The organism is Streptomyces pallidus (ex Mingjun et al. 2026), from assembly GCF_051550185.1.
In the GTDB taxonomy this organism is placed as follows: domain Bacteria; phylum Actinomycetota; class Actinomycetes; order Streptomycetales; family Streptomycetaceae; genus Streptomyces.
The window spans coordinates 6,494,236-6,520,681 of the sequence record NZ_CP196181.1; the positions used below are offsets into that span (position 1 = coordinate 6,494,236).

30 protein-coding genes and 1 pseudogene are annotated in these 26,446 nt (G+C 73.7%); 8 read left to right on the forward strand and 23 right to left on the reverse strand.

What is annotated here, in order from left to right:
• Positions 1-48 precede the first annotated feature (48 nt).
• On the forward strand, positions 49-720 hold the full coding sequence (locus tag ACSHWO_RS28930) for an MSMEG_1061 family FMN-dependent PPOX-type flavoprotein (RefSeq protein ID WP_438316311.1): 672 nt from the start codon (positions 49-51) through the stop codon (positions 718-720).
• 43 nt (positions 721-763) lie between these two features.
• On the opposite strand, the gene ACSHWO_RS28935 is transcribed toward ACSHWO_RS28930, so the two are convergent.
• Positions 764-1,465, reverse strand: coding sequence for an LmeA family phospholipid-binding protein (locus tag ACSHWO_RS28935; protein WP_385849960.1), 702 nt, complete (start codon positions 1,463-1,465; stop codon positions 764-766).
• 8 nt (positions 1,466-1,473) lie between these two features.
• Positions 1,474-3,792: an MMPL family transporter gene (locus ACSHWO_RS28940; RefSeq protein WP_438316315.1), complete on the reverse strand. Its 2,319-nt coding sequence runs from the start codon at positions 3,790-3,792 to the stop codon at positions 1,474-1,476.
• A 145-nt stretch (positions 3,793-3,937) separates the two neighbouring features.
• Here ACSHWO_RS28940 and ACSHWO_RS28945 point away from each other — a divergent pair, with 145 nt between their 5' ends.
• On the forward strand, positions 3,938-4,591 hold the full coding sequence (locus ACSHWO_RS28945) for a TetR/AcrR family transcriptional regulator (RefSeq protein WP_438316318.1): 654 nt from the start codon (positions 3,938-3,940) through the stop codon (positions 4,589-4,591).
• Between the two features lie 184 nt (positions 4,592-4,775).
• On the opposite strand, the gene ACSHWO_RS28950 is transcribed toward ACSHWO_RS28945, so the two are convergent.
• Positions 4,776-6,086 (reverse strand): MFS transporter, encoded by a 1,311-nt coding sequence (locus ACSHWO_RS28950; protein WP_438316321.1) that lies wholly within the window; start codon positions 6,084-6,086, stop codon positions 4,776-4,778.
• Positions 6,083-7,210 (reverse strand): PLP-dependent cysteine synthase family protein, encoded by a 1,128-nt coding sequence (locus ACSHWO_RS28955; RefSeq protein WP_385849956.1) that lies wholly within the window; start codon positions 7,208-7,210, stop codon positions 6,083-6,085. The genes ACSHWO_RS28950 and ACSHWO_RS28955 overlap by 4 nt, the downstream gene beginning before the upstream one ends.
• Before the next feature lie 1,375 nt (positions 7,211-8,585).
• Between ACSHWO_RS28955 and ACSHWO_RS28960 the strand changes: the two genes are divergently transcribed.
• The 3 genes from ACSHWO_RS28960 (at position 8,586) to ACSHWO_RS28970 (ending at position 10,422) form a co-directional block, all read left to right on the forward strand.
• Positions 8,586-9,017: a VOC family protein gene (locus tag ACSHWO_RS28960; protein ID WP_438316326.1), complete on the forward strand. Its 432-nt coding sequence runs from the start codon at positions 8,586-8,588 to the stop codon at positions 9,015-9,017.
• A 206-nt stretch (positions 9,018-9,223) separates the two neighbouring features.
• Complete coding sequence (locus ACSHWO_RS28965) at positions 9,224-10,153, forward strand: trypsin-like serine peptidase (protein ID WP_438316329.1); 930 nt, start codon at positions 9,224-9,226, stop codon at positions 10,151-10,153.
• Entirely contained in the window at positions 10,150-10,422 is a 273-nt protein-coding gene (locus tag ACSHWO_RS28970; protein WP_385849953.1) for a carboxypeptidase-like regulatory domain-containing protein, read from the forward strand. The genes ACSHWO_RS28965 and ACSHWO_RS28970 overlap by 4 nt, the downstream gene beginning before the upstream one ends.
• Positions 10,423-10,522: 100 nt before the next feature.
• Here the strand turns inward: ACSHWO_RS28970 and ACSHWO_RS28975 are convergent, their stop codons facing one another.
• The 14 genes from ACSHWO_RS28975 to ACSHWO_RS29040 form a co-directional block, all read right to left on the reverse strand.
• The gene (locus ACSHWO_RS28975; protein ID WP_385817955.1) at positions 10,523-11,218 is read right to left on the reverse strand and encodes a sigma-70 family RNA polymerase sigma factor; all 696 of its coding nucleotides are present in this window, start codon (positions 11,216-11,218) and stop codon (positions 10,523-10,525) included.
• A gap of 161 nt (positions 11,219-11,379) precedes the next feature.
• Entirely contained in the window at positions 11,380-12,102 is a 723-nt protein-coding gene (locus ACSHWO_RS28980) for a hypothetical protein (RefSeq protein ID WP_361098292.1), read from the reverse strand.
• 550 nt (positions 12,103-12,652) lie between these two features.
• Positions 12,653-12,904, reverse strand: coding sequence for an EF-hand domain-containing protein (locus ACSHWO_RS28985; protein ID WP_361098307.1), 252 nt, complete (start codon positions 12,902-12,904; stop codon positions 12,653-12,655).
• 210 nt (positions 12,905-13,114) lie between these two features.
• Positions 13,115-14,578, reverse strand: a complete 1,464-nt coding sequence (locus ACSHWO_RS28990) for an amino acid permease (protein ID WP_438316334.1) — start codon at positions 14,576-14,578, stop codon at positions 13,115-13,117.
• 664 nt (positions 14,579-15,242) lie between these two features.
• Entirely contained in the window at positions 15,243-15,509 is a 267-nt protein-coding gene (locus ACSHWO_RS28995; RefSeq protein ID WP_438316337.1) for a hypothetical protein, read from the reverse strand.
• On the reverse strand, positions 15,506-16,369 hold the full coding sequence (locus tag ACSHWO_RS29000) for an isocitrate lyase/PEP mutase family protein (RefSeq protein WP_385817901.1): 864 nt from the start codon (positions 16,367-16,369) through the stop codon (positions 15,506-15,508). The genes ACSHWO_RS28995 and ACSHWO_RS29000 overlap by 4 nt, the downstream gene beginning before the upstream one ends.
• 191 nt (positions 16,370-16,560) lie before the next feature.
• The gene (locus ACSHWO_RS29005) at positions 16,561-17,175 is read right to left on the reverse strand and encodes a dihydrofolate reductase family protein (RefSeq protein ID WP_438316341.1); all 615 of its coding nucleotides are present in this window, start codon (positions 17,173-17,175) and stop codon (positions 16,561-16,563) included.
• A gap of 73 nt (positions 17,176-17,248) precedes the next feature.
• Positions 17,249-17,446 (reverse strand): hypothetical protein, encoded by a 198-nt coding sequence (locus ACSHWO_RS29010; protein WP_385817878.1) that lies wholly within the window; start codon positions 17,444-17,446, stop codon positions 17,249-17,251.
• A 218-nt stretch (positions 17,447-17,664) separates the two neighbouring features.
• Positions 17,665-17,832, reverse strand: coding sequence for a hypothetical protein (locus ACSHWO_RS29015; protein ID WP_438316344.1), 168 nt, complete (start codon positions 17,830-17,832; stop codon positions 17,665-17,667).
• A gap of 158 nt (positions 17,833-17,990) precedes the next feature.
• A complete protein-coding gene (locus ACSHWO_RS29020; protein WP_438316347.1) occupies positions 17,991-18,257 on the reverse strand; it encodes a metal-sensitive transcriptional regulator in 267 nt (88 codons plus the stop codon).
• A 57-nt stretch (positions 18,258-18,314) separates the two neighbouring features.
• Positions 18,315-18,887: a rhodanese-like domain-containing protein gene (locus ACSHWO_RS29025; RefSeq protein WP_438316350.1), complete on the reverse strand. Its 573-nt coding sequence runs from the start codon at positions 18,885-18,887 to the stop codon at positions 18,315-18,317.
• Between the two features lie 118 nt (positions 18,888-19,005).
• Positions 19,006-19,752: a sulfite exporter TauE/SafE family protein gene (locus ACSHWO_RS29030; protein ID WP_438316353.1), complete on the reverse strand. Its 747-nt coding sequence runs from the start codon at positions 19,750-19,752 to the stop codon at positions 19,006-19,008.
• Positions 19,749-20,108 (reverse strand): rhodanese-like domain-containing protein, encoded by a 360-nt coding sequence (locus tag ACSHWO_RS29035; protein ID WP_438316356.1) that lies wholly within the window; start codon positions 20,106-20,108, stop codon positions 19,749-19,751. The genes ACSHWO_RS29030 and ACSHWO_RS29035 overlap by 4 nt, the downstream gene beginning before the upstream one ends.
• Positions 20,109-20,164: 56 nt before the next feature.
• Complete coding sequence (locus ACSHWO_RS29040; RefSeq protein ID WP_438316359.1) at positions 20,165-21,538, reverse strand: rhodanese-like domain-containing protein; 1,374 nt, start codon at positions 21,536-21,538, stop codon at positions 20,165-20,167.
• A gap of 152 nt (positions 21,539-21,690) precedes the next feature.
• Between ACSHWO_RS29040 and ACSHWO_RS29045 the strand changes: the two genes are divergently transcribed.
• Positions 21,691-22,086: a DUF302 domain-containing protein gene (locus tag ACSHWO_RS29045; protein WP_438316362.1), complete on the forward strand. Its 396-nt coding sequence runs from the start codon at positions 21,691-21,693 to the stop codon at positions 22,084-22,086.
• Between the two features lie 344 nt (positions 22,087-22,430).
• Here ACSHWO_RS29045 and ACSHWO_RS29050 read toward each other — a convergent pair.
• Positions 22,431-22,752, reverse strand: a pseudogene (locus ACSHWO_RS29050) (DNA polymerase ligase N-terminal domain-containing protein); the annotation flags it as partial.
• 54 nt (positions 22,753-22,806) lie between these two features.
• Positions 22,807-23,049, reverse strand: coding sequence for a DUF6480 family protein (locus ACSHWO_RS29055; protein ID WP_438316365.1), 243 nt, complete (start codon positions 23,047-23,049; stop codon positions 22,807-22,809).
• A 136-nt stretch (positions 23,050-23,185) separates the two neighbouring features.
• Between ACSHWO_RS29055 and ACSHWO_RS29060 the strand changes: the two genes are divergently transcribed.
• Positions 23,186-23,698 carry a flavin reductase family protein gene (locus ACSHWO_RS29060; RefSeq protein WP_438316368.1) on the forward strand — a complete coding sequence of 171 codons (513 nt, stop codon included), beginning with the start codon at positions 23,186-23,188 and terminating at the stop codon, positions 23,696-23,698.
• Between the two features lie 40 nt (positions 23,699-23,738).
• On the opposite strand, the gene ACSHWO_RS29065 is transcribed toward ACSHWO_RS29060, so the two are convergent.
• From ACSHWO_RS29065 to ACSHWO_RS29075, 3 genes are all read right to left on the reverse strand, one after another.
• A complete protein-coding gene (locus ACSHWO_RS29065; RefSeq protein ID WP_361098268.1) occupies positions 23,739-24,746 on the reverse strand; it encodes an iron-containing redox enzyme family protein in 1,008 nt (335 codons plus the stop codon).
• Positions 24,743-24,946, reverse strand: a complete 204-nt coding sequence (locus ACSHWO_RS29070; RefSeq protein ID WP_438316373.1) for a CDGSH iron-sulfur domain-containing protein — start codon at positions 24,944-24,946, stop codon at positions 24,743-24,745. Before ACSHWO_RS29070 ends, ACSHWO_RS29065 begins: the two co-directional genes overlap by 4 nt.
• Before the next feature lie 76 nt (positions 24,947-25,022).
• Positions 25,023-25,721, reverse strand: coding sequence for a HemK2/MTQ2 family protein methyltransferase (locus ACSHWO_RS29075; RefSeq protein ID WP_438316376.1), 699 nt, complete (start codon positions 25,719-25,721; stop codon positions 25,023-25,025).
• A 143-nt stretch (positions 25,722-25,864) separates the two neighbouring features.
• Here ACSHWO_RS29075 and ACSHWO_RS29080 point away from each other — a divergent pair, with 143 nt between their 5' ends.
• Positions 25,865-26,425 (forward strand): hemerythrin domain-containing protein, encoded by a 561-nt coding sequence (locus ACSHWO_RS29080; protein ID WP_438316379.1) that lies wholly within the window; start codon positions 25,865-25,867, stop codon positions 26,423-26,425.
• Positions 26,426-26,446: the final 21 nt, after the last annotated feature.

Below are 26,446 nucleotides of genomic sequence, written 5' to 3' on the forward strand. Positions count from 1 at the left end.
GGTTCCACCGAACCCGGGGCGGGCGCCCGTCTCCTACAGTGGCGCCACGTGACCACTGTGCAGCGGCCGACCGGCCGCATCTTCGACGCCCTGAAGTCCACCGCCGTCCAGGACACCGCCCGACTGCGCGAGCTCTACGAGCCGCCGAGCGCCATGGTCCGGGCCAAGCAGGTCGACCGGATCCACGACGTCGCCCGCGCCTTCATCGGCCGCTCCTCCCTGGTCTTCGTCGCCACGGCCGCCGCCGACGGCCGCTGCGACGTGACGCCGCGCGGCGGGCCGGCCGGCTTCGTCGCCGTCCTCGACGAGTTCACCCTCGCCATACCCGACGCCACCGGCAACAGACGGCTGGACAGCGTCCACAACATCGTGGAGACCGGCCGCGCCGGGCTGATCTTCCTCGTCCCCGGCCGGGGCAGCACCCTGCGCGTGAACGGCAAGGCCTGCGTCAGCGCCGACCCGCAGCTGCTGGAACGGCTGACGCCGGTCGGCAAGCCCCCGCGCACCGCGATCGTCGTCGAGGTGGAGGAGGCGTACCAGCACTGCCCGAAGGCGTTCCTGCGCAGCGGCGCCTGGAAGCCGGAGGAATGGCTTCCAGAGGATGCCGCGCCCAGCTCCGCGGAGATCACCCTCGCCCACTCCGGCCAGGACCTGCCCGGCCTGACGCTGGAGCAGATCCGCCAGGCCGAGCGGGAATCGCTTCTCCACCGTTACGAGTGAGCCGGGCGGCGCCGGCCGGCGGGCAGCCGGCCGGCCCGCCGGGTCAGCTGAGGGTCAGCCGTTCGCCGTGGGCGCGGGCGGTGACCCCGTCGGGGCCCACCGAGACCTCCGAGGCGCGCAGCCCCAGCGGCAGGGCGGGCAGCTCCCACCGCTTCCCGGCGAGGGCCTCGGCGATCAGCGGGTTGGCCGGGTCGATGGGGCGCCCGGCCAGGGTGGCCTTCGTCGCCTGGAGGGTGACGGTGTCCTCCTTCAGCTGGAGCCGGGCCGTGACGACCGCCGAGATGCCGAAGGCGCTGCGCTCCACACGCAGTTGGCCGTCCCCGGCGTCGGACAGGCGTACGCCCTTGCCCGCCTCGCCGGCGAGCGCGTCGAACGGCACGGTGAACCGGGCGTCGACCGCCGCCGCGGAGTAGCCGTCCGCGCCCTGGGTGACCTCCTTCAGATCCACCGCGGCCTTGACCGGCCGTCCGTCGGGCGCGCGGCCGTCGGCCGTGACCCGGACCTCGGGGTGGCTGCCGCGGGCGGCGTCGAGCAGGAAGGGGTAGCCGCCTATCCGCACCTGCGGCGCCGACCGCAGGTCCTGGTGGCGGGCGGCGATCCGGTCGGCGAGCCGGCTCTCGCCGCGCTCGCGGGCGACGGCGTCCGCCGCCGGCAGGGCGATCGCGACGGCCGCGAGGGCGGCGCCGGCGATCAGCAGGCGGCGGCGCCGGCGCGGACGGGAGGACTCGGACGGGGTGGCGGGCATGCGGTTCCTCACGGGGCGGGGTTCGGCTCGGTGGTGGCGGTGACGGCAGGTCCGGCGGGTCCGGGGCCGGCACCGGCCGGGGCGCCCGCGCGCGGGCCCGCAGCGCCGGTCCCGGCTCCGCCGTGGCCCTCGCCCTCGATGTCCATGTGGGGCAGGAGGCGGTCGAGCCGGGCGGGCAGCCACCAGTTGCGTGTACCGAGCAGCACCATGCTGGTGGGCACCAGCAGCCCGCGGACGACGGTGGCGTCCAGGGCGACGGCCGTGGCCAGGCCGACCCCGAACATCTTCACCACGGGGTCCTCCGACAGCAGGTAGCTCAGAAACACACTCACCATGATCAGGGCTGCCGAGGTGATGATGCGCCCGGTACCCGCCAGGCCGGCGACCACCGCCCTCCGGTTGTCCCCGTACCGCAGCCAGTTCTCCCGTACGGCGGTGAGCAGGAACACCTCGTAGTCCATCGAGAGCCCGAACAGGACCGCGAACATCAGCAGGGGCACGTAGCCCGGGATCGGAACGGGTCCTTCGAGGCCGATGGGCCCGGCCCCCCAGCCCCACTGGAACAGGGCCGTGAGCACCCCGTAGGCGGCGCCGACCGACAGCAGGTTCATCACGGCCGCCTTGACCGCGACGACCGGGGAGCGGAACGCGAGCAGGAGCAGCAGCGCGGCGACTGCGACGACCGTGGCGATGATCACGGGCATCCGGTGCGCGAGCCGGTCGTTGAGGTCGGCCTGCGCGGCCGTGGCGCCGCCGACATGGGCGGTCCCTCCGCTGTCCGCGGTGACCGCGGGCAGGGTGGACTCCCGCAGCCGGTCGACGAGTCGGGCGGTCTCCGGGTCGCCGGGGCCGGTGGCGGGGGTGACCTGCCAGCGGGCGGTACGGGCGTCGGAGGCGAGCTGCGGCGCGCCGACCCCGGCCACGCCCGGGGTCCGCCCCAGCGCGGTGGTGACCGCGGTGAGGCGCCCGTCGTCGGTGCCGGCGGCGGGGGTGGGCAGGGAGGCGGTCACCTGGAGGGGGCCGTTGGCGCCCGGGCCGAAGGCTTCCGCCAGCCGTTCGTAGGCGATGCGGCTGTCGGTGCCGGAGGCCTTGTCCCCGGCGTCGAGCTGGCCGAACGTCAACTGCGTGGCGGGCGCGGCCAGTACGGCGAGCAGGGCGAGCCCGGCGAGCAGGTGGCGCCAGGGCCGGCCGGCGACGAGGACGGCCAGCCGGTGCCAGCGCGCCCCGGCCGGGCTGTCGGCCGGGGCGTCGGCCGGGTCGCCCGCCGGGGCGCCCGCCCGGTCGTCGCCCGTGGTGGCGGCAGGGCGGACCGGGGTGCGGGCCGGGGCGAGCCGCCGGCCGAGCAGCGCGAGCAGGGCCGGCAGCAGGGTGAGTGCGGCGGCGACGGCGACGATCACGGCGATCCCGGGGGCGAGGGCGAGGGCGTACAGCAGCGGGAGCCCGCCGAGCGCGAGGCCGGCCAGGGCGGCCGCCACCGCGCAGCCGGCGAAGGCCGCGGCCTTGCCGGAGGTGGCCGTGGTCCGGGCGGCGGCCTCCACCACGGGGACGCCCGCGCCGAGCAGGTCCCGGAAGCGGGTCAGGCAGAACAGGGTGTAGTCGATGCCGACGCCCAGGCCGATCATGGCGGCGATGGTGGCGCCGGACGACGGCATGTCCATCACGTGCCCGACCAGTCCGATCAGGGCCAGCGACACCAGGAGCCCGACGACGCCGACGACGAGCGGCAGCCCCGCCGCGGTGACCCGGCGCAGCCCCGCGAACAGGATGACGGCGGCCGCAGCCAGGCCGATCAGCTCGCTGTGCCCGGTGGAGCCCTTGTCCGCCGCGGCGGCGAGGTCGCCGCCCGGGGTGACCTCGATCCCCGCCGCCTGCGCCGGGGCGGTCGCGGCCACCACAGCGGAGGTGATCTCCGCGGTGATGTCGCGGCCGGTCACGTCCAACCCGACCGAGAGGTAACCGGTGTGGCCGTCCCGGCTCATCGCGGCCCGGCCGGCGGGATCGTACGGGGTGGTGACGGCGACGACGTGGTCGACGCGGGCCAGGTCCGCGGCCGCGGCCCGGACCGCCGCCGCCATCGCGTCGGAGCTCAGCGGGGCGCCGTCGGCCGGGGTGTGCAGGACCACGGGCTGGTTCCCCGACGGCGGGCCGGGGAAGGCCGCGGCCGCGTCGCGGGCCGCCTGGCTGTCGCTGCCGGGGATGGTCACGGCCTCGCTGGTGGCCCGGCCGTGGACCAGGACGGCGGCGGCGAGCGCGAGCAGCACCGCCAGCCAGACGGCGAGGACCCGGCCGGGGCGGTCGGCGCAGCTGCGCCCCAGGGCGTGGAACATCGTGCGGTTCTTCCTCTCGTTCGACCGCGGGCACCGGGGCCGGGCAGGCCCGGCGCCGGAGGGCCCGCAAGCAAGTTGCACTCCGAGTGCATATTTACGCTTGCACTCAGGGTGCAACAATGTCAATCCGAGGAAGGAGGTCGACGTGGAGAACGATCCGGAGCGAGCCGCATCGGCGCCGGCGACGGACGGCAGGACCGAGCGCGGCCGGCAGACCCGAGAGAAGATCGCCGACGCGCTGCTGGTCCTGCTGGACGAAGGGGCGACGGAGTTCCCCGCGGAGAAGGTGGCGGCGTACGCCGGAGTATCGCGGCGGTCGGTGTTCCACCACTTCGCCGACATGGCGCAGCTCGTGGACACCGCGATCACCCGGCGGCTGGAGCAGCTGGCCGAGCAGATCAGGCCCCTGCCGACCACCGGCGCGCGGGCGGTGCGCGTGGCCGCGCTCGCCGAGCAGCGCGCCCGGATCCTGGAGTGGATCACGCCGGCCCGCAAGGCGATCCTGCGCATGGAGCACCCGTCGCCGCGCATCCAGCAGACGGTCGACGAGGCCTTCGCCGACGCCCGCGCCCGGCTGGAGGCCGTGCTGGCCGAGGAGCTCGACACCCTGACGGGGCAGCGCCGAACCGACCTGGTCAACGGGCTGGACGCGGTCACCACCTGGGGGGCCTGGCACCACTGGCGCTCCACGGGCCTCTCCCCCGAGCAGGCCCGGCACGCGATGGAGGCCACCGTCCTGAACCTGCTCGCCTCGGTCGAACGGGGCCCGGGGCCGGAACCGGAGGGCCCGCCCGGCTGACGCGGCCCGGAAAACGGGGAGCGGAGAAGGGTGACGAAGGGGAAGGGGCGGGCATCCCGCGGGCACCCGCCCCCCCCGCTCACTCCTCCGCGCAGGTCGACCCCTCCGCGCAGGTCGACCCTTCCGCGTCGGTCATCCCCTCGCGCCGGTCATCCCCTCCGCGTCGGTCATCCCCTCGCGCCGGTCATGCCTTCGCCGGTTCCGGCCGCGCCGAGCGGGCGTCGGCGGGTGCGAGCCGCCCGCTGCGGTGCAACCCGTACAGCACGCCCGCGCACAGCAGGCCGAGCGCGGCCAGCGAGAACCACGGCAGTGCCGCCGCGCCCGCGCCCCGCGCCGCGTCGAGCGCCACCCCGGTGAGCAGGTTCCCCAGCGTGATCCCGATCCCGCAGATGGTGTTGTACAGCCCGTAGTGCGTGGCGACGAGCCGGTCGCCGGAGAGCCGGACGAGGGTGTCCATCTCGAACGGGTAGGCGATCATCGTGCCGAGGGCGAGCATCGCCGCCGCGACCAGGGGCGGTGCGGCGGCCGTCAGCCACCGCCACCCGCCGCCCTCCGGAAGCGGTACGACCGCTGCCAGCAGCAGCGGCACGAAGGCCGCGCCCAGGGTGAGCAGCCCCAAGGCCAGGGCCTGCCCGGGGGCCATCCGGGCCCTGCACCACGCCGTGACGCGGGTCTGGAAGAGGATGGTGCCCAGCCCGGACACGCCGAACAGCGCGGCCGTCGCGCCCGTGCCGAAGGTACCGTCGCCGCCCAGCCGCCGGACCTCCAGCGGGAGCGCCAGGTACACCTGGTACGACAGTACGTACGAGCCGGTCATCACGGTGGAGAACAGCAGGAACGGCCGGTTGGCGAGGATCCCCCGCCACTGCGCGAGCACTTTCTCCCGCGCCCCGCCCGATGTCGCCGGCCCGGCCCCGCCTCCTCGGCGCGCGGGCAGGCTGCGGATCTGGACCCCGCTCAGCACGGCGAACACGGCGGCCGCGACCAGGCAGGTGATCCGGAAGTCCGCCCCGGTGAGCACCATGCCCACGAGCGGGCCGAGCAGGATGCCCGCCTGGTAGAAGACGTTGAACAGGGCGAACGCCTCCACCCGCCGCTCTCCCGCGTCCACCGCGAGGTACGCGCGCACCGCCGGGTTGAACAGCGCCCCCGCGAGCCCGGTGGCGGCTGACGCGGCGAGCAGCGCCGGCAGGGAGTCGACCAGGCCCAGCGTGGCGAAGCCGGCGGTGCGCAGCACGCAGCCGGCGACGATCAGCGGTTTGTAGCCCAGCCGGTCGGCGAGGGTGCCGCCGACCAGGAACATGCCCTGCTGACTGAAGTTGCGGACGCCCAGGACGAGTCCGACGGCCCAGCCGGCCAGCCCCAACGACCCGGAGAGGTGTGCGGCGAGGTACGGCATGAGCATGTAGAAGCCGAGGTTGATGGTGAACTGGTTCACCATCAACAACTGGACGCTCCTCTCGTACGAGCGCACCTGCGCGAGCACGCCCTTCACCGGCCCGGACCCTCTGCGTCCCGTGCCGCGGAGGCGCCGGCCGCGTCCGCCAGCGGGTCGACCACCGCCGCGCAGCGCGTCCAGCGGGTGACCTCCTTCTCGTCCACCTGGCCGATGACCTCCGGTTCGGCCGCCGGCGGGCCGTCGAGGAGGCCGTGGGCGGCGCAGTAGTCGTCGTCGTACACGGTCCCCAGGTACCGCTGCGGCCCGTCGGGGAAGACCGCCGCGATCCGGGTGTCCGCCGGGCGGGTGCGGGCCAGCCAGCCGGCGACCAGGGCGACGGCGCCGACGCTCCAGCCGCCGGTCGCGTAGTGGGAGGACGCGAGCTGTCGGCAGGCCCAGACCGCCTCTGCCGGTGCCACCCAGTGGACCTCGGTGAAGTTCCCGTAGGCGACGTTGCGGGGGTAGATGCTCGATCCCAGGCCGCGCATCAGCCGCGGCCGGGCGGGCTGGCCGAAGATCGTCGAGCCGATGGTGTCCACGCCGACGAGTTCCAGCTGGGGGTACAGCTGGCGCAGGACCCGGGACACCCCGGCGGAGTGGCCGCCGGTGCCGACGCTGCACACGAGGACGTCGACGTGCCCGAGGTCGGCGGCGAGTTCCAGGGCGAGCGGGGTGTAGGCGGTGGTGTTGTCGGGGTTGTTGTACTGGTCGGGGCACCACGACCCGGGATGACGGTCCATCAGCCGGCGCACCCGCTCGCGCCGGGCCTCCTGCCAGCCGCCGGTCGGATGCGGTTCCGAGACGGTGTTGACCTGGGCGCCGTAGGCCGTCAGCAGCTTCGTCATGGACGACTCCAGGCCCGGGTCGGTGACCAGGGTGACGGGGTGCCCGTGGACGAGGCCGGCCAGGGCCAGGCCGAGACCCAGGGTGCCGCTGGTGGACTCGATGATCCGGGCGCCCGGCCGGAGGTCGCCGCGGGCACGGGCCCGTTCGACCATGTGCAGGCCCGGGCGGTCCTTGATGCCGCCCGGGTTGAAGCCTTCCAGCTTGGCCCAGAAGCCGTGGCCTTCCGGGGCGAACGGCTCGGACACGTGCAGGAGCGGGGTGTTGCCGACGAGCCCGGAGAGGGCGGCGCGGTGGAGGGGCGCGGGGGCGGTGCTGTGGGTGGACGGAGAGGACATTTCCTCGGCTCTCATTCGTGGGACGGCTGGTTCCGTACGGGACGGGAGCGGGCGGCCGCGCCGAAAAGCGGGCGGGCCGCGCGAACGAGGCCTAAATGCGCCAGCAGCAGATGCTCGTGCGCGTGGTCCGGCCTTCGCGCGCCCGCGCGGGAAATGCCGAAGGGCGGTCCCTCCCGCGCACGGGGAGGTGCGGGGAGCGGATTCCCAGGAGCACCGAGAGGAGGACGGAGAATGCGGCGGCGCGGGGCGCCGAGATTTCCTGGACCGGAAGGGACGGGTAATTCGGGACGCAGGATGCGCCGGAGTCGGGAAAACCCCGGGACCCCACGGTCAACGGATGGTGGGAAGGCGTGTGGCTGTGGGGGTGCGGGGCGGCGGAACGGGCCCCCGCGAACGCGGACGCGTGCCCGTGGGGTGCGGCGTCCGCATGGTGCAGGCATCCGGCCGTCGCCGCGGCGAAGGCCGCCAGCAGCAGCACTGCGAGCAGGCGCAACGCCGGGGTGGTACGGGTGTGGAACGACACGGTTCCTCCGGGGAGCCGGCCGGTGACAGGGGACCGCACCGAGGGTGCGCGGCAGCTTCGGTCATCCGCGTGGACGCCTGCGGGCGGGGTGGGGTGCATACCGGTGCGACCCGCAGGAACGGGGCGCCGGACGCGCGTTCGTGGGCCGGCCGGAGCATCGCGGGGCCCGTCGACCGTCAGGGGCCGGCCCTCTAGATGCGCAGCACTCCGGTCGGGGGACCGGCCGCCGTGCCGTGCGTCTGTGCGGCCCCACCGGGGACGGGAGGCCGGTCACCGTTCGGGCATGCGGTCGCGGAGGGTTCGTCGGCGCGCGGGCAGGGAGCCGACACGGCCGCCTCGTCCGGCTGCCCCGGCAGGCAGTGCTCGGCCGGGTGCGGGGAATTCCGCGCACCGTGCGCACATTCCTGCTGCGGGGTGCGGACCGCGGGAGCGGCGGAATTCCCGATCGTTTCGTGCGCGAGCCGATGGGGAGCCGCGTTCGCCGAGGGAGCGGCGGAGGAAGGGTGCACGACCATTGCGTCACTGCTGCCGTGTACGCAAAGGAATCCGAGGAAAAGCAGGGCCAGCCAGTAAGGGGCCGACGTCATCCGGTACCACCGGATCCGCGGCACACCGCATGACGACCGGGCCGTGACCATGCCGTAATCCTAACCACGGGCGGCCGGCGGAAGGCAAAGGCCGACCGCGATATGGCGAGAAAGTATCCACCCGGCAGGAAACAGGCGCGAAGCCGTCACCGGAACCGGATCGCCGCGCACCGGGTGTTCGGGCGTTGCGTGGTGCGCCGGGGCGTGCTCGTGCGCCACCGTGGACCGACCGGATCCGCCGGTCCCCGTGGAGGAGCGAGTCGCCGTGAACTGGACTCTCGAAATCGTCGTCGTCCCCGTGACGGATCTGGACCGGGCGAAGGCCTTCTACGCCGAACGGGTGGGCTTCACGGTCGACGTCGACACCGAGGTCGCCCCTGGCCTGCGCGTCATCCAGCTGACCCCGCCCGGCTCCCGCTGCTCCGTCGCCCTGCAGCAGGGGCTGCCCGCGGCCCCCGGCACGCGGGAGATGGCCCCGGGCACCCTGCACGGCGTCCAGCTGTGCGTCACCGACATCGAGGCGGCCCGTGCCGAACTCGTCGGCCGGGGCGTGGACGTCTCGCCGGTCCGCCACGTCGGCAACACGGGCTGGGAGGACGGGCAGGGCGGGACGTGGAACTCGTTCGTCACCTTCCCGGATCCGGACGGCAACGGGTGGGTGGTCCAGGAGGCCCCGTCGGAGCTGTCGGAGCGCTGACCGGGCCGGCGGCCTGCCGCGGCGGCCGCGTGGCGATCACCCCCGGGTCGGCTTTACATGGTCGTGGGGGGCGTGCCCGGACGGTGCACGGGCGTTCCGAGCCAGGACGTCCCTGAGGTGCATCGGTCGTGGGCAGCCCCGTAGCCCCTATCCCCGAAGCCCCACCTCCACGCACGCCCCGGGCGTGCCCACCGAGGGAGCCCACCATGGCCAACGATCCGCACACGCCCGTCTCCAACCAGCCCGAGGAACTGGCCACGGCCGTTCCGGAACAGCCCGTCTTCGAAGGCCCGTCGGAAGGCGTGCAGGGCAGCCCCACGCCCTTCACCTCCGACGGGCTGGAACAGGTGAACGGCCACTCCCGCAGTGTGCTCGAGTCCGTGCCGCCCGAGACCTGGCGGGCGCCGGCCGCCGTTCTGCCCGACATCGGCGTGGCCTCGTTCGGGCCACCGGAGATGCTGGAGACCGTGCACGGCCCCGACGACCGCGTGCAGATCGCGGACACCTCGAACTACCCCTGGCGGGCGCACGCGTCCCTGCTGATCACCGCCGCCGACAACTCGCAGTGGATCGGGACGGGCTGGTTCATAGGCCCGCACACCCTGGCGACCGCCGGGCACGTCGTGTTCATCAAGAACAGCGGTGTCCCCGGCCGCGACGGCTGGGTGAAGAGCATCCAGGTCATGCCCGGCCGCAACGGCTCGACCCTGCCCTTCGGCGCGGTCACGAGCACCAGCTTCCGCACCGTCACCGGCTGGACCGACAGCGGCGACGAGAACTTCGACTACGGCGCCGTCATCATCCCCACCGAACTCGGTGCCACCACCGGCTGGTTCGGCTTCGGCGCCTGGCCGGACGCCGACCTGCTCAAGACCTCCGTCAACATCTCCGGTTACCCGGGGGACAAGCCGCCGGGGACCCAGTGGTACGACGGGCGCGGCGTCAGCTCGGTGAACCCGCTGAAGGTCTTCTACGACATCGACACCGCGGGCGGCCAGAGCGGCAGCGCGGTCTACCGCATCCACAACGGCGGCCGGTACGGCATCGCGGTGCACGCCTACGGCGGTGTGACCACCAACTCCGGCACCCGGATCACCCGTTCCGTCTTCAACAACCTGGTGCAGTGGAAGGCGTGACCGGCAGCGCCCGCACACACCTGATCGGCGGCGTGGTGGTCGACACGGACGGCAGTCCGTCGCCGGGCGTGTCCGTGTACCTGACGGGCGGGCCCGGCCCCTTCCCCGATGTCGCCGCCCTGACCGGCGCCGACGGCCGGTTCTCCTTCGGGGTGTCGGCCGAGGGCGTCTACACCGTGCAGTGCCGGGCACCGGACGGGAGGAGCGCCCGGGCGTCGGCCGCGGCCGGCGCCCGGGAGGCCGCCTCCGTCGTGCTCCGGCTCGGCTGAAGCCGACAGCGGGTCCCCGCCCCGCCCCGGCCCGCCCCGGCCGGGGCGGGGACCCAGGGGCGGGCGGGGCCGGGCCGGTCGTCGGCCCGGCCCCGCCGCGCTACACCGACAGGGCCAGTAGCTCGTTCAACGAGGTCCGCGCCCGGGCCACCCGGGAGCGGACCGTGCCGACCGGGCAGCCGATGGCCTTCGCGGCATCGGCGTACGGCAGCCCCAGCAACTGGGTGAGGACGAACGCCTCCCGGCGCTCGTCCGGGATCGCCGCCAGCAGCTCGGCGAGCGCTATGCCGTCCTCGAAGCCCGGCACCCCGCGGGGCTGGCACTGCTCGGCGGCGGCCTGCCAGTCGTCGCGGTCGGACACCTTGGGCCGGGCGGCGGCGTACCGGAGGCTGTCCGCGACGGTGCGCCGGGCGATGGAGAGCAGCCAGGTGCGGGCGGAGGAGCGGCCCTCGAACCGGTGCAGGCTGCCGAGGGCGCGCAGGAACGTCTCCTGCGTGAGGTCGTCGGCGGCCTGCCGGTCGGCGCTCAGGTAGGCCACGTAGCGCCAGACGTCCCGGTGCAGGGCCCGGATGAATGCGTCCACGGCGCGGGGGTCGCCGCCCCGCGCGGCGAGCGCGAACCGCGTCACCCGTTCCTCGGTACACGCGGTGCACGTGGTGTCGGTGCTGCGGGAGGAGTGCACGGGGTGCGTGTGGTGTGTGGGGTGCGTGGTGTGGCTGGGAGCAGTAGGGGTGTCGGGTGTGTTGAGAGTGCTGAGCGTGGTGCGCGTGGTGGGCAGGCTGAGGGCAGGGGTCATCGCCACGTGTCCTTCACGGGGTGTCGGGATCCGGCCCGGCGCGATCGGCGCGGTGGTGGCGATCGGCGCGCAGGGGCCGGTGCGTCGTACGGCCGCTGCGGGACGGCAGGGCCGAGACCCGAAGCGCGGGGGGTCTCCCGCGCCCTCGGGTGAGCCGGCTGTCAGACGACAGCGATCCCGGACGGCGGACCCCGGGTGCCGAACGCGTGGGCGAGCAGCAACCCGCGGAGCGTGGCGCCGTGGTGCGGCCGCCGCGAGCGGATGCGGGGCCGGTGGGGGAGGACGGCGGGCATGCGGGGCAGCAGCCCCAGCGGTGCGAGGAACCAGCCGGCGAGCGCCCGGAGGATGCGGAACGCGGCCTGCTCGCCGTACGCGAGCCACAGGCCGCTCAGCAGCGCGGCCAGCAGGTGGGCCGCGAGCATGCCGCTCGCCGACATGTCGGCCATGGTGTGGGCGCCGGCCGTGCCGGTCATGCCGTCCATGCCGGGGTCTCCGGCCAGGGCGTCCATGCCGGTGGCTGCGGCCGTCGTCCCGTGTTCGCACGGCGTGCCGTGACCGGCGTGGAGGCCGGTACCGGCCGCCGTCGGCGGGTGGTGTCCGGGCGGAAGCGGGGGGCGGGACCCTGCCCGGCCGGTCTCGGCCAGCGAGAACAGCGCGTGCAGCACGGCCTGGACGGCTACGGCGGCCGCCGTCACCGCGGACAGGCGCCGCTCCCGGCCCGCCAGGGCCCAGGCCGCGCCGCCCGTCGTCGCGAACGCCGCCGCCAGTGCCCCACCCGGCACACCGGCGCTTGACATGAGGGTGTGGCCGACGGCCGCGAGCAGCACACAGGTGGCCGCGAACACCGCGGCCCGTACTGCTCGACACCATCGGCCAGACGTCATGACGGGCTCATCCTCGCACTCCCGGAGCCGGCGGACACAGGTCGGTGGGGGCAGATCCGGCGGCTGTCAATGCGTTCTCGCGACTGTGTCGTACGCCATAAGTCCCCTCGGGAACCCGAGAGTTGCCGCTTCCGACTTCTGTCCCACGGCCACGGGCCGCTGAAACGGTGCGGAGACGGTACGAAGGAGGAAAGGCGTGGAGCAGGCCCCTGCCCCGGGCGCGGCGACGCGTGCGGCCGGCGACCCGCCGGAGCGCCGCCCGCTGGCGGCTCCGCTCACCTACGCGACGGCGTTCCCGACGCTCCGGCCGTTCCTGCTGGGGCGCTCGGGCCGTGGCCGGCGGACGAGCCCGGTGTCTGCACGGCCCTGCTCGGTCCACGGCGCGCCGGGCCGCGACCGGCAGCGCCAGACCGGCCCGCCGCACGGTCACCAGCCGGAGCAGGGCGCCGGGCCCGTCCGCTGCGGTCGGTGCCTCCCGCTCGCCGGCCGCGACGGGACCGGTCGGCGGCGGGCGGGGTCCGGTCAGGGGGGCGGGCGGCGGCGGGGCCGGTCACCAGCCGAAGCGGCGGTCCACCACGGCGGAGAACTCCTCGAAGGTCAGGACGCGGTCGCCGTTCTGGTCGGCCGCGTCGAAGAGGGCGGAGGACTCGGCGTCGTCCCCCACTCCCCAGAAGGGGATGACTCCCTGGGCGGCGAGGGTCGGGCCCTTGGCCCGGAGCGCCCCGATGACCTCGACACGCGTCAGCGTGCCGTCCTGGTCGAGGTCGAGGGCGTCGAAGAGCCTGCGGGCCTTTTCGCTCATCACCATGTCCTGCTTCCGTGGGGCCGTACGCGTCGTCGGGTCGGTGGCCGCGTCCTGTACAGAGGGACGCAGCGGCCGGGCACCGGGTTGCGCGCCGGCCACGGGCGGCGCCGCCGCTCCGCGGCGCACACGCCGACGGGGGCGTACCCGCCGGTCCGGCGGGTACGCCCCCGTGGGGAGCGGGCGGGGGAGGACCCGCTCAAGGGTGGGTCAGGACCGGTTCGCGGTCTTCGGGGCGCTGTCCGCGGCCGCGGCCCGCGCCGCGATCTGCGGGTTGCGGGACTTCAGCACGGCCCAGCCGATCGCCAGGCAGACCGCCCAGCCGGCACCCACGTACAGGGAGACGCGGCTGTCGGGGTCGATGGCGATCATCGCGGTGACGAGCAGCAGGAACGCGACGGCGATCCAGCTGCACACCGTGCCGCCGGGGGCCGGGAAGGAGGAGGCGGGCAGCTTGCCGGCGTCCACCGCACGGCGGTAGCGGATGTGGCTGACGAGGATCATCAGCCAGGTCCAGATACCGGCCGCGGTCGCGACCGAGGTGACGTAGCCGAAGGCCTTCTCCGGGACGACGTAGTTGAGGACGACGCCGATGCCCATGAGGGCGACGGAGAGGGTGATGGCGATCGCCGGGGTCTTGGTGGAGCTCAGCTTGCCGAGCACCTTGGGGGCCTCGGCGTTGGCGGCGAGGTCGCGCAGCATGCGTCCGGTGGAGTACATGCCGGAGTTGCAGGACGACAGGGCCGCGGTGAGGACCACGAAGTTGACGATGGCCGCACCGGCCGGGATGCCGATCTTGGCGAAGGCCGCGACGAAGGGGCTGACGCCCGGCTGGAACTCGGTCCACTTGACGACCATCAGGATCACGCTGAGGGCACCGACGTAGAAGACGATGATGCGCCACGGCAGGGTGTTGATCGCCTTGGGGAGGGTCTTCTCCGGGTTCTCGGACTCGCCCGCGGTGACGCCGACGAGCTCGACGGCCAGGTACGCGAACATGACGCCCTGCAGGGTCATGAGGCTGGAGCCGACACCCTTCGGGAAGATGCCGTCGAAGGCCCAGAGGTTGGACACGGCGGCGGTGTCACCGGCGGCGCTGAACCCGAAGGTCACGACGCCGATACCGATCACGATCATGCCGATGAGGGCGGTGACCTTGACCATCGAGAACCAGAACTCGATCTCGCCGAAGATCTTCACCGAGATGAGGTTGGCGACGTAGAGGACCACCAGGAACACCAGGGCCGTCACCCACTGCGGGATGTCCGGGAACCAGAAGTGCACGTAGATCGCCGCGGCGGTCAGCTCGGCCATGCCGGTGACCACCCACATGAGCCAGTACGTCCAACCGGTCACGAAACCGAAGAACGGACCGAGGAACTCGCGGGCGTATTCCGCGAAGGAACCCGAAACGGGCCGGTACAGGAGCAGCTCGCCGAGTGCCCGCATGATGAAGAAGACGATCACGCCGGCGAGGGCGTACATCAGGATGAGGCTGGGCCCGGCCTTCGCGATGTTCGCGCCCGCGCCCAGGAAGAGGCCGACGCCGATGGCGCCGCCGATGGCGATCATCTGGACCTGGCGGCTGCCGAGCCCGCGCTCGTAGCCCTCCTCGGGCGTGTTGCCCGCGGCCGTGTTGTCGCCGTTGTGCTGTTCGACCTGCGTCGAGGTCATGCTGTGGTGCGCCTTTCCGCTCCATGCCGGTCCGCGCCGCGCACGGCTGCGAACCGGGTTCCGATCCCCCGGATGCTGATGGAGTTGCTGCCGGCGGTGGCCGGCTCCAGCGCCTCTGCTCGGACGTGGGTGGTGTCCGGCAGGCGGTCGTGAAGGTGTACCACGGTTGGCGACGACGGGCCGTGGCGTACATCACCGGCATAACGGGCATTCGCCTGTGACCAGGCCGAAAGACCCTCCCTCGGTGACTCGATCGTTATCCGGATCTGAGCCTCCGCTGAGCGAACACCGATTGCCATCAAGGCAATAGATGTCAGGGTGAACGCGCCCGTATCGGATGGTGAACACGGAGCGTGGCCATGTCCGCCTGGCCCGTTTTCGTGGGTATTGGCGACGTCTTGTACGCATCTTCACCGTCCGCCGCGCAGGTCGGGCGCGCCGGACACGACCGCGTGACCGTACGAACACACCCGCGCGCGACCGCAGTTGGCGGCACCCGGAGCCCCGGCGGAGATCACCCCCCACGAACGGGCCGCCCTTTCCCGGCCGCCCTGCCAGCCGCGGACACCGTCACCGTCGGTGTCGGTGGTCGGTGTCGGTGCCGGCGTGCTCGGGGGACCCGGGGCCGGGCCCCCGCGAGGCTTCGCGTCGGCGGCCGCGTCCGTCAGGCCCGCGGCGTGGGGCCGAGGGCGCCGAGCAGGGCCTGCACGGCCTCGACGGCGCTGCCGTCGTGATCGCTGCCCGCCGTGCCACGGCTGCGGTACTGCACGTTGGCGGTCCGGTCGACCTCGAGGACCGAATCGGCATGGGAGTTGTCGACCACCGTGATCAGACTTCCGCCGGCCGCCGCGGGCGCCGCCGCCGCACCGAGCAGGGCCGCCGCGAGCAGCGGCGGGGCCGCCGCGCGCAGCCGAGCGCCCCGCCGGCTCACACCCCCACCCGCTCGGGTACCGGGCGCAGGCGGGCGACGTTGTCCTCCAGGAGCCGGGTCGCGGCGGCCACCCCGATCCCGTCGTCGGCGGTCACCAGGGGCAGCCGCCCGTCGTCGCGCCGCAGGTCGCGCAGCGCCGAGTCCATCGCCTCGTGCGCCGCGAACAGGCACGGCGTGCTGTAGATGGCCACGTCCACCCCGAGGGCGGCCAGCTCGCCGAGCGAGAGCCGGGGCGATTTCCCGCCCGCGAGCTGGTTGAACAGCAGCGGCTTGCTGCCGACCACCTCGCGGATCCGTCGGATCCACTCGACGCTGCGCACCCCGTCGACGAGGACGACGTCGGCGCCGGTGGCCGCCAGGCGCTCGGCCCGGTTCAGGATGTCGGCCTCTTCCGTGGCGTCCGTGCGGGCCACCACGACCATGTCCCTGCGGACGGCCAGCACCATCTCCAGCTTGTCGAGGTACTCGTCGAGGGGCAGCACCTGCTTGCCGTCCGCGTGCCCGCACCGGCGGGGCCGCCGCTGGTCCTCCAGGATCACGCCGGAGGCCCCGATGCGCTCCAGCCCCTCCACCACGTGGCAGGCCACCTCCGGGTCGGCGTAGCCGTCGTCGATGTCCACGAGCAGGTGGTGCCGGGGGAAGGCGCCGCGCAGGCGCTGCACGAAGGCGACCATGTCCGGCCACGCGATGAACCCGATGTCCGGCAGCCCGTAGTAGGACGCGGCGAAGCCGAAGCCGGAGACGAACATCCCGTCGTAGTGGCGGGCCGCGATGGACGCCGAGTACATGTCGTACACGCCGATGAGGGGGGTGGTTCCCGGTGCGGCGATCTGTTCCCGCAACTTGTTCCCGTAGGTCAACGCCTTACTCCTCGCCATGGTGAAGCAGCACACGGACGTGGCGGGACCGCCGCAACACGGCGGTCCTTTACCAAAGCCCGATACTTTCGTGGGAGAACCGGGAAAATCCTTAGGCGAGCGCTTTACTCACTCTCCAGGGGGAGCGATTTCACCGGAGAAACGTCACCGGGGACCGGCCGGGCCGCGGAGCACTAGTCACCGTTGCGGGGCAGATGGGCCCGGGCGTCCTCGTACGCGGCCGTGCCCGGTTCCGCGGCGGGGGCGTAGAAGAGGTTCAGCACACCCGAGGGGAAGGTCTCGCCGGACACCAGCCGCAGCGGCAGCGGTGCGCCGCCCTCCTCGAACAGGCGCGTGCCGGAGCGGACGGCGATCGGGTGCACCAGCAGGTTCAGCTCGTCCAGCAGTCCCGCCGCGAGGAGCTGGCGGACGACCGAGACCGAGCCGCTGATCCACACGGTGGAGCCGGTCCCGGCCTTCAGCGCGGTGACGGCCTCGACGAGCCCACCGTCCAGGACCTCCGCGTTCCGCCAGGTGGGCGGTAGCGGCCGATGCGTCACGACGATCTTGCGGGCGTCGCCGAGGAGCGTGGCGAAGGGCGCGTCCTCCCCGCCGGCCGCCTCCCGCTCCGGCCAGGCGCCCGCGAAGCTCTCGTACGTCCTGCGGCCGAGGAGCAGCGTGTCCGCCGTGCCGAGGGTGGTGTCGACGGCCGCCCCCATGGCGTCGTCGAAGTACGGGAAGTGCCATTGGTCGGGTGCCTCGACCACCCCGTCGAGCGAGATGAACAGCTGCGCGGAGATCTTCCTCATGCCGGCTCTCCCGGGACGCGGTGGGGCGGTGCACCTCCAGTAGACGACGCCGTACGCTGCGCGACCACCGGTCTCAGCGGTCGTCGCGCATGTCGTCCAGGTCTCCCTCGCTCAGCTCGTGCATGACGTCGCGCATGGTCGCGTCCTCACGGCCGCGCTCGTGCGCCACCTCGTCGGGGCTGCGCGGCCGGCCGCCCGTCCTCAGCTGCTCCGGGGCCGGAGACCGCCCGCGGATCCGGTCCGTGTCCTGCCTGTCGCTGTCGCCGCCCATGACCTCTCACACTCCCGGGCTCTGCCGCGTCACCGCGTGGACGCAGCACTCGACGGCGGCTGCCGCCTCCGCCGACCGGCGCCTAACCGTTTCCCCACGCGCCAAACCCCCACCCAGCACATCGGCCGGGCCCGTACCCGTGAGGACGTCGCGGTCGAATGACTTGCTCGTACGGCACGGTGCAGGCGAGGCGTGACAGGGCCCGGCGCTTGTGAGCGCTACATGCGGGTGGCGGCGAAACCGATGAGGATGACCGCAGTGATCACGATGCCGGTCAGCCCGGCCCAGCCGCCCGGAAGTGCGCATGCCGCCACGATGGCGAAGGCGCCCGGCATCAGCGGCGAACGCCCAGGCCGACAACCTGCGGTCATCAGTGTCTTCTGCATGCGTCTTCGTTTTCTGGTCACCGTGCGCACGGTATCGAGTCCGGCCGGCGGGTCTCGCGTCGGGAGATCGCGGGCGGGACGCGACACTGCGCCATGGCCGGTGCGGGTACGCGGACGGCCCGGTTCGCGGTGGCGGCCGGGCCGTTCGGGGTGGTGCGTCAGGCGAGGGCGAGGAAGAGCTTTTCGAGTTCTTCCTCGGTCATGGGGGCCTGGTTCGCATCGGTGTTGCTCATGCACTGGCGCATGCCGCTGGCGACGATTTTGAAGCCGGCGCGGTCCAGGGCTTTGGAGACGGCGGCGAGCTGGGTGACGACGTCTTTGCAGTCGCGTCCGGCTTCGATCATGGCGATGACGCCGGTGAGTTGGCCTTGGGCGCGGCGCAGGCGGTTGAGGACTGAGCTGACTGAGTCGTCGTCGACTTTCACCGGTTGCCTCCTGGCCTTGTCTGTTCTCACCCCATGGTACCCCAGGGGGTATCTGGGTCAGTGGTTGCGGAGGGCGGCGAGGGTGGCTTCCAGGTCGCCCTGGTAGGGGCGGTTGTGGGGAAGTTTGGCGAGGAGGGCGGCCATGCCGCAGGTGTTGGTGACGGCGGAGTAGACCAGGCCGCCGGCGATGCCGGCGGAAGCGAGGCGGAAGGCGGGGCGCAGGCGGCCGAGGGCGAGGCCGGTCAGGACGATGACGCCGGCGGTGAGGCGGACCTGGCGTTCCATGCTCCAGGCGGTGCGCCGGGCGCCGTCGGGACGGTGGAGGGTGTGGCCGTCTGCGGCCCAGGCGCCTGTGCCGCCGGCGAGGGTGGCGGCGGTGATGCCGTGGGCGGCGAGGGTGTGGCAGGCGTTCTCGGAGCGGGCGCCGGAGGCGCAGACGACGAGGATGTCGCCGCGCTGGGCTGCGTGGCGGATGTCGGGCAGGGCCCGGTCCAGGTAGTCGAGGGGAATGTTGTGGGCGCCGGGGAGGTGGCCGGTGGCGTATTCGCCGGGGGTGCGGACGTCCAAGACGATCAGCTCGTGCAGGTGAGTGCGGGCCTGTTCGGTGTCGAGGGTGCGGGGCGCGGTCATGATGAGGTGATCCTTCCTAGTTGTCTATTATGCCCGATTGCAGGCATTGTGTTACCCCGGGGGGTATTGATGGGGGTGTGGTGGCGGGGCTCCGTCGCGGGTCGCGGGAGGGGGAGGGTCAGTGGAGGGCGTCGGTGAGCATGAGGGCGGCGACGGTCAGGAGCGCGATCGCGAAGATCCGTTGGAGGGTGGGGCCGGAGATCTTGGAGGCGAGGCGTTTGCCGTCCCAGGCGCCGAGGATCGCGGCGCCGGTGAACGGGGCGATGACCGTCCAGTCCAGGGGTGTGCTGGTGCCGGCGCGGGCGGCGAGCGCGGCGAGGGAGTTGACGGTGATGACCAGCAGGCTGGTGCCGACCGCGGCGCGCATGCGCAGTCCGAGGACGCCTACGAGGGCGGGGACGGCGAGGAAGCCGCCGCCGACGCCGAGAAGCCCGGTGACCGCGCCGAGCCCGGCGCCCGCGCCTGCGGCTCGCGCCGGTCTGATGGGCCTGGGCTGCTGTTCGGCATGGGGTGGCTTGAGCATTCTGAGGGCGGCGAGGGCGGCTATCGCGGCGAACGCTGCGGTCAGCACCGCTTCGGGCAGGCGGGTGGCGAGGGTGGCCGCGGCGATCGCCGGTGCGATCCCGGCGGCCGCGAACAGGACGCCGGTCTTCCAGCGGACGTTGCCGGAGGTGGCGTGGGCGTAGAGGGCGGTCGCGGAGGTGGCGGTGACGATGATCAGTGAGGCGGTGGTGGCGGCGGCCGGTGTGAAACCGAGGAGATAGATCAGGGCGGGGACGGCCAGGACACTGCCGCCGCCGCCGAGCGCCCCGAGGGCCAGGCCGATGACGGCCCCGGCGGCGAGGGCGAGTACGAGCGTGCTCACGTTATCCGGCCGTTGCTTCCGCTTTCGTCGACGACCGGCAGCCCGGCCGCCGCCCAGGCGTTCATGCCGCCCTTGACGTCGACTGCCTCGGCTCCGCGCCCGGCCAGGAGTTTGGCGGCCTGTTGGGAGCGGTGCCCGGAGCGGCAGATCACCACCAGCGGCCGGCCTTCGGCGGTGGAGGGCAGGGCGGCGCCGGTGACCAGCCTGGAGAGCGGGAGGTGGATGGCTCCGGGGGCGTGGCCGGCGTTCCACTCGCCCTGCTCGCGTACATCGAGGAGGACGGCGTCGCCGTCGATGGTGTTCTGGCGGGCCTGGGCGGGGGTGACGCGGTCGGTGCCGCGACGGAAAAGGAACATCCGTCTTCTTTCCGATTGTCGGGGGCAGGGGCAAGGGGCAGGGGGGTGGCTGCGGTTCAGCTGCCGGTGCCGGTGCCGGTGACCAGGGGCAGGCCGGCGTCGGCCGCCGCGTCGAAGGAGTCGTCGACTGCGACGACGTCGCGGCCCGCGGCGTCGAGCAGGGAGGCTGCGATGCCCGCGCGCATTCCGCCCGCGCAGTGCACCCACACCGTCCCTGCCGGTACGTCGGCCAGGCGGCGGTGGAGGTGGTGGATGGGGATGTGTACGGAGCCTTCAATCCAGCCCGTGGCGCGTTCGGAGTCCCGGCGCACGTCGAGGACCACGTCCGGGCCGGGGTCCTGGGCGGCAAGGTCGGCGAAGGTGGCGCGGGGGAAGGAGCGCGGGGTGTGGCCGTCGGGTATCCAGTCGCGGACGGTACCGGTGGCAGCCGCGGCCGGGCGGTCGATGCCGACGCGGACCAGTTCGCGCTGGGCCGCGGCGAGCTGGGCGGGTGACTCCGCGAGGAGGGTGACGGACCTGCCCCAGGGAATCATCCAGGCGAGGTAGGTGGCGATCTTCCCCTCCGCCTCGAAGTTGAACGAGCCGGCGACGTGGCCCTCGGCGAACGCGATCCGGTTGCGCAGGTCCACCACCCATTCCCCGGCGGCCAGGCGCTCGGCGATGTCGGCGGCGTCGGCCAGCGGGGGTGCGGTCAGGTCCACCGGGGTGGGACCTTCGGCGTTGGCCGGGCCCATGTGGGCGTAGTAGGCGGGCACGTCCTCCAGGCCCGCCAGCAGGGCGGCGACGAAGGACTCGACGTCCTTGACCAGGGCGTCGTTGCCCGCCTTCTCCTTGCCGATGGTCGTCGTGTCGCCCTCGGACTGCGAGGAGGAACAGAAGCTGCCGAACCCGTGGGTGGGCAGCACCGGCGTTTCATCGGGGAGCTCGGCGGCCAGCCGGTGCGCGGATGCGTGCTGGGCGCGGGCCAGCTGTTCGGTCAGCCGCGGCTCGACCAGGTCGGGGCGCCCCACCGAGCCGATCAGCAACGAACCGCCGGTGAACACCGCCGCCACCGCCCCCTGCTCTTCCAGGACGTAGGAGGTGTGGTGCGGGGTATGGCCGGGTGTGGCCATCGCCCGCAACGCGATGCCCTCGTCCACGCTCACCGTGTCGCCGTCCGCGACCGGCGTGCGGGCGAAGGCGACGCGGGCGGCGGCGGGCACGAGGTAGGCGGCGCCGGTGATGCGGGCCAGGTCCAGACCGCCGGTGACGTAGTCGTTGTGGACGTGGGTCTCCACTACCTGGGATATCCGCACCCCCCGCGCGGCAGCCGCCGCCAGGACTCGGTCGATGTCGCGGGGCGGGTCCACCACCACTGCGGTGCGCGCGCCGCCTGCCAGGTAGCTGCGGTTTCCGAGGCCCTCGGTCTCGATGGTGTCGATGAAGAACACGATGCTCCTTTCGGCTGAACGATTACCCCCGGGGGTATATTTTCGAGCCTAGCACGGGTACCCCGGGGGGTATTTTGGGCGGTGCAGTGAACCCGCTCGCACCCGGCGGCTACCCGCCGCCCGGTCACGCACCCCCGGACAGGGATGACGCCATGCGCTACGACCGGACCGTCCACCTCGATGCCGACTTCCCCACGACCGTGGCCGCGGTCCGCGAGGCCCTCGCCGCACAGGGCTTCGGCATCCTCACCGAGATCGATGTCACCGCCACCCTGAAGGCCAAGCTCGGCCACGACATGGAGGACTACCTGATCCTCGGCGCCTGCAACCCGCCGCTCGCCCGCCAGGCCCTGGACGCCGACCGCACCATCGGCCTCCTCCTGCCCTGCAACGTCGTGGTCCGCACCGACGGTGACCGCACCGCCGTCCAGGCCCTGGACCCCGGAGTCATGGTCACCCTCACCGGCGTGCCCGCCCTCCAGCCCGTCGCCGACGAAGCCACCCGCCGCCTCGACGCCGCCCTCAGCACCCTCGAAACCACCGGATGACCGCCTCGCGCAGGCCACCGGGGCGGGAAGAGGGCAACCCCGCAGCAGCCGAGCGCCGGGCGACGAGGCGCTCCGGCCGATCCCAAACGGTGCCCGCGAGCCCGACCGGAACGCTCCAAGGCGGATGAGTCGCCCCTCAGGGGCCGAGAGGTCCCCGCTAGGACCCGAAAGGCCCGTGCCCGAGGACCGCCGACGAGATCAGAGCGGCAGTAGCCCACCCGAAACCGGAGACCCTGCCGTGACGGACACCACACCGGCACAGTCGTCAAAAAACGTGCAACGGCTCGACGTCTGCTGCGCCACGGCCTGCCCCGGACGGGCCTGAGCGTGCGGACGGAGTTCGCGACGGTGCCCGCGCCGTACTCGCCCGGCGCGATCAGCCCCTCGAAGTCCCGGTACTCCAGTGGATGGTCCTCGGTCGGCATGGCCAGCCGCTTGTCGTGCGGGTCGGCCGACGGCCCCTTCGGCACCGCCCGACTTCAGCACGCCGTCGACCTCCAGCCGGAAGTCGAAGTGCAGGGCCGTCGCGTAGTGGATCTGTACCACGAACGAAGGCGGTGTCCCTCCCGGGTCGGCGGCCGCGGGGCCGCCCTTCGGCTCGTCCGTGCGGGAGAAGTCGCGGCGCCGGCGGTACTCGCTCAGCGCGTCGGTTGCCTCGGGACTCACGGGTTCCTCCTACCCGTCGGTGGCCGGCCGGCGCACCCGTTCACGTCCACCCGTTCACAGGGCCAGGATGATGCCGTAGGCGAGGAAGAACAGGGCGACGACGAGGGCGAGCGCGACGATCAGGGCGAGGGGGCAGCCCGCCCAGCCCCTCTTCAGGGGGCGGTACGGGCCGGCACCGGTCGCGGTGCCGGCCTCGGCCGGCGGCGTCTCGCCCGGGGGCACGGCGCCGCCCCGCGTCAGGCCCGTGGTCCACCGCGGGTCGGGGTCCGGATTGCTCGGGGAGCGGTCTCTGTCCATGCCCGGCGCCTCCCCTCGGAGGGCGCGGCTATGCACTGCCGGTCCGCACCGGTTCGCGGACTCAAGCCGGGGCGCGCCCGTGCCGATGCAGGAGGGGCACCCCCGCGTCCCCGCAGCCGAACCCCAGGAGCCACTCGTGCCGGAAGCCGGCCCCGGCCTCGACGCCTTCTACGCCGCGCTGGACGGAGCCGTGTACGTGGTCACGGTCGCCGCCGGCGGCCGGCGGGCCGGGTGCCTGGTCGGGTTCGCCTCGCAGTGCTCGATCACCCCGCCCCGCTTCGTCGTCTGGCTGTCCACCGCTAACCACACCCACGCGGTCGCGAGCGGTGCCCGGTACCTCACGGTGCACCTGCTGCGCCGGGACCAGCGGGCGCTCGCGGAGCTCTTCGGCGGCCGGACCGGGGACAGCGTGGACAAGTTCGCCCGCACCGGCTGGCGGCCCGGCATCGAGGGCAGCCCCGTGCTCTCGGACGTGTCCGACTGGTTCACCGGACGCGTCGAGGGCGTGGTCGCGGGCGGTGATCACGACGGGTTCCTGCTGTCACCGGTCGACGCGCCTCCTCCGCCGGCGGGCCCGGCCGCCGGGGCCGCCGTCCCACCGCTGCGGTACGCCGACGTACGCGACCTGGAACCCGGCCATCCGGCCTGAGCGGGCCCGCCGGCCACCGCGCCGGCCGCGCCGCACACCCTCAACCAGCGGGCGGTGGGAGCGGGAGCCGCAGCGCGGACTCGTTCCGCTTCCAGGCCGCCGTGACGTGCGCGTCGAGGCGCTCCTCCAGCAGGACCGTCGCCGCGCAGCCGAAGGCCGCGTCGGCCTCCAGCCGGGGCTCGTCGGCGAGGAGCCCGCCGACGACCTCGCGGCGCACCACCTGCTCGTGGACGGCGTCGGCCTCGACGTGCTCGGCGTAGAACCGCTCGGCGGCCGGGCCCGCACCGCACCGCCGCATCGCGTGCAGCAGTCGGCGGGACCCCGGCGAGGAGGTGACCTCGACGCAGGCGAAATGTCCCACCAGTGCCCCGCGCAACGACCGGTGCAGGCCGAACAGCGACATCAGGTTGACCGTGGCGAGCAGGGGTGCCGGAGCGTGCTTCAGGTACCTGCCGTACGCGGGATCGAGGCCGAGGTCGGCCATCAGGTCGGCGAACAGCCGTGCGTGGACGTCCTCGGCGCGCCCGGCCCCGAACTCGTCGTACTCGACGGCGACCATGGCGGCCTTGGCCCGGCCGGTCAGACGCGGGACGACCCACAGGTGGGGGTCCGCCTCCTTCAGGTGGTACAGCGAGCGCAGGGCGGCGTACTCGCGCAGCTGCCACAGGGTGCCCCGCCGTTCGAGGTGGTGGCTGGCGCTCCCGCCCGGACCGGCGGACTCCACCAGCAAGGGGCCGAAGGCCTCCGCGACACTGTCCGGCCCGCCGCGCAGTTCGTCGCGCAGGGCGTCGAGCATGGCGGTCTCCAGGATCCGGCGCAGGCGCAGCAGGTCCGGGTCCCATTCCCGTTCGTCGGCGGCCTCGTGGAAGCCCCGGTAGTGCAGCTCGTACAGCAGGTACAGCGCGAGCTGGAGGTCCTCGCCCCACGGGTCGGCCCGTGCGGCCGTGTCGGGGGAGTAACGGGGCGGCCGGCCGCCCCGCAGGGCGTCCACCACGGTCTGTGACAGCTCTCCGCGCCCCGGCACGAGGGCGGGGCCCCGCCCCGTCATGGCGTGCCCCCGTCTCCGGACGGCGCCGCACCGCCCCGGCGGCGCGGACGGTGGCTGGTGTCGCACCAGGGCAGGTTCCGGCTGCGGCGGCAGGTGCACACCGCGACGGTGAAGCGGTCCGAGCGGGCGACCGTACCGTCCTCCAGCACGATCTCCACCGGGCCCTCGATCAGGACCGGGCCCTGCGGGACCACGGTCACGCGGCGGGCGGGACACGACGCGGACACGGACGACGTCACTGCGGCCTCGGCCTCGGCTGAGGGGGCCGGGGGGCGGTCAGGGTTGCCGGGCACGGATGACCACCAGCTCTTCCCATTCCTCGCCCGAGTCGGCCAGGCCCCGGCCCTCCAGCCAGGCGCGGCGGGAGCGCAGCACCGGACCCCACGGCACGGCCGCGCGGAGCAGGACGCCCGCGCGCAGGCCGGCCCCTTCCAGCAGCCGCACGGTGGCGGGCGGGCCGCACATGGCGGACTGCACGATCAGGAGCACGCCGCCGGGCCGGAGCACGGCCGGGGCCCACGAGCAGATCCGGTCGATGACCAGCCGCCCGGTCGGCCCGGCGTCCCAGGCGCGGGCGGCGCCGCGGACCGGCGGCCCCGGGTCGGGCGAGGGGACGTACGGCGGGTTGGCGAGGACGAGGTCGAACCGCCGGCCGTGGGTCCGGGCGGCGAAGTCCCCGTGCAGCACCCGCACCGGCAGCCGCCGCAGCCGCGCGTTGGCGTACGCGGTGAGCACCGCCGGCCAGGAAACGTCGACCGCGGTGACGCGCGCCCCCCGGCCGGCCGCGCGGAGCGCCAGGGCCCCCGTTCCGGTGCCGACCTCCATCACCGTGGTGCCGGGGCCCAGCTCCTCCTGGTCGAGGGCCGCGGCCAGGAGCCGGGTGTCCGCCTGGGGGCGGTACACCCCCGGCGGGGCGAACAACCGGGGGAGAGCGGGGGCAGCCGGGGCGAAGGGCGGTGCGATGTACGGCGTCATGTCACCGCGGCTACCCGCAACCCGCTGGCCTACCCCCCGTCCGCCCGGATGGCGAGTACCGGGCATGAGGCGCGGGCGACGGGGCAGGCGCCTTGCAGTGGCGTCCGGGCGACCGTCCCGGACCACGTGCTGGGAGGCACCCCATGGGACACGGTGGAGACGCCGTCAAGGAACTCACCGCCGACCACGACGAGGTGAAGGACTACTTCACCCAACTGCGCACCACCACCGAGGGCGACCGGCGGCGGCGGGTGGCGGACCTGCTGACCATCGAACTCGTCCGCCACTCGGTCGCGGAAGAGCAGTACCTCTACCCGGCGGTCCGCGAGCACCTCGACGGCGGCGACCGGATCGCCGACAAGGAGATCGCCGACCACGCCCGTGTGGAGAAGATGCTCAAGGAGCTGGAGGACCTGGATCCGACGGGCCCCGAGTTCGAGCGGTGCGTGGGCGAACTGCAGACCGAGGTCCTCGCCCACATCAAGGACGAGGAGGAGAACCTCTTCCCCGCCCTGCGGCACAACTGCCCGCAGCAGGACCTTGACGAGCTCGGCGAGCGCATCCGGCGTGCGAAGAAGATCGCACCGACCCGGCCGCACCCGGGCAGCCCCTCCACCCCGCCCGCCAACAAGCTGCTCGCCCCGGGCCTCGGCCTGGTCGACCGGGCACGCGACCTCGTCACCGGCCGCGGCAGGACGGCCTGAGCCGCCACCGCGCTCCGGTCC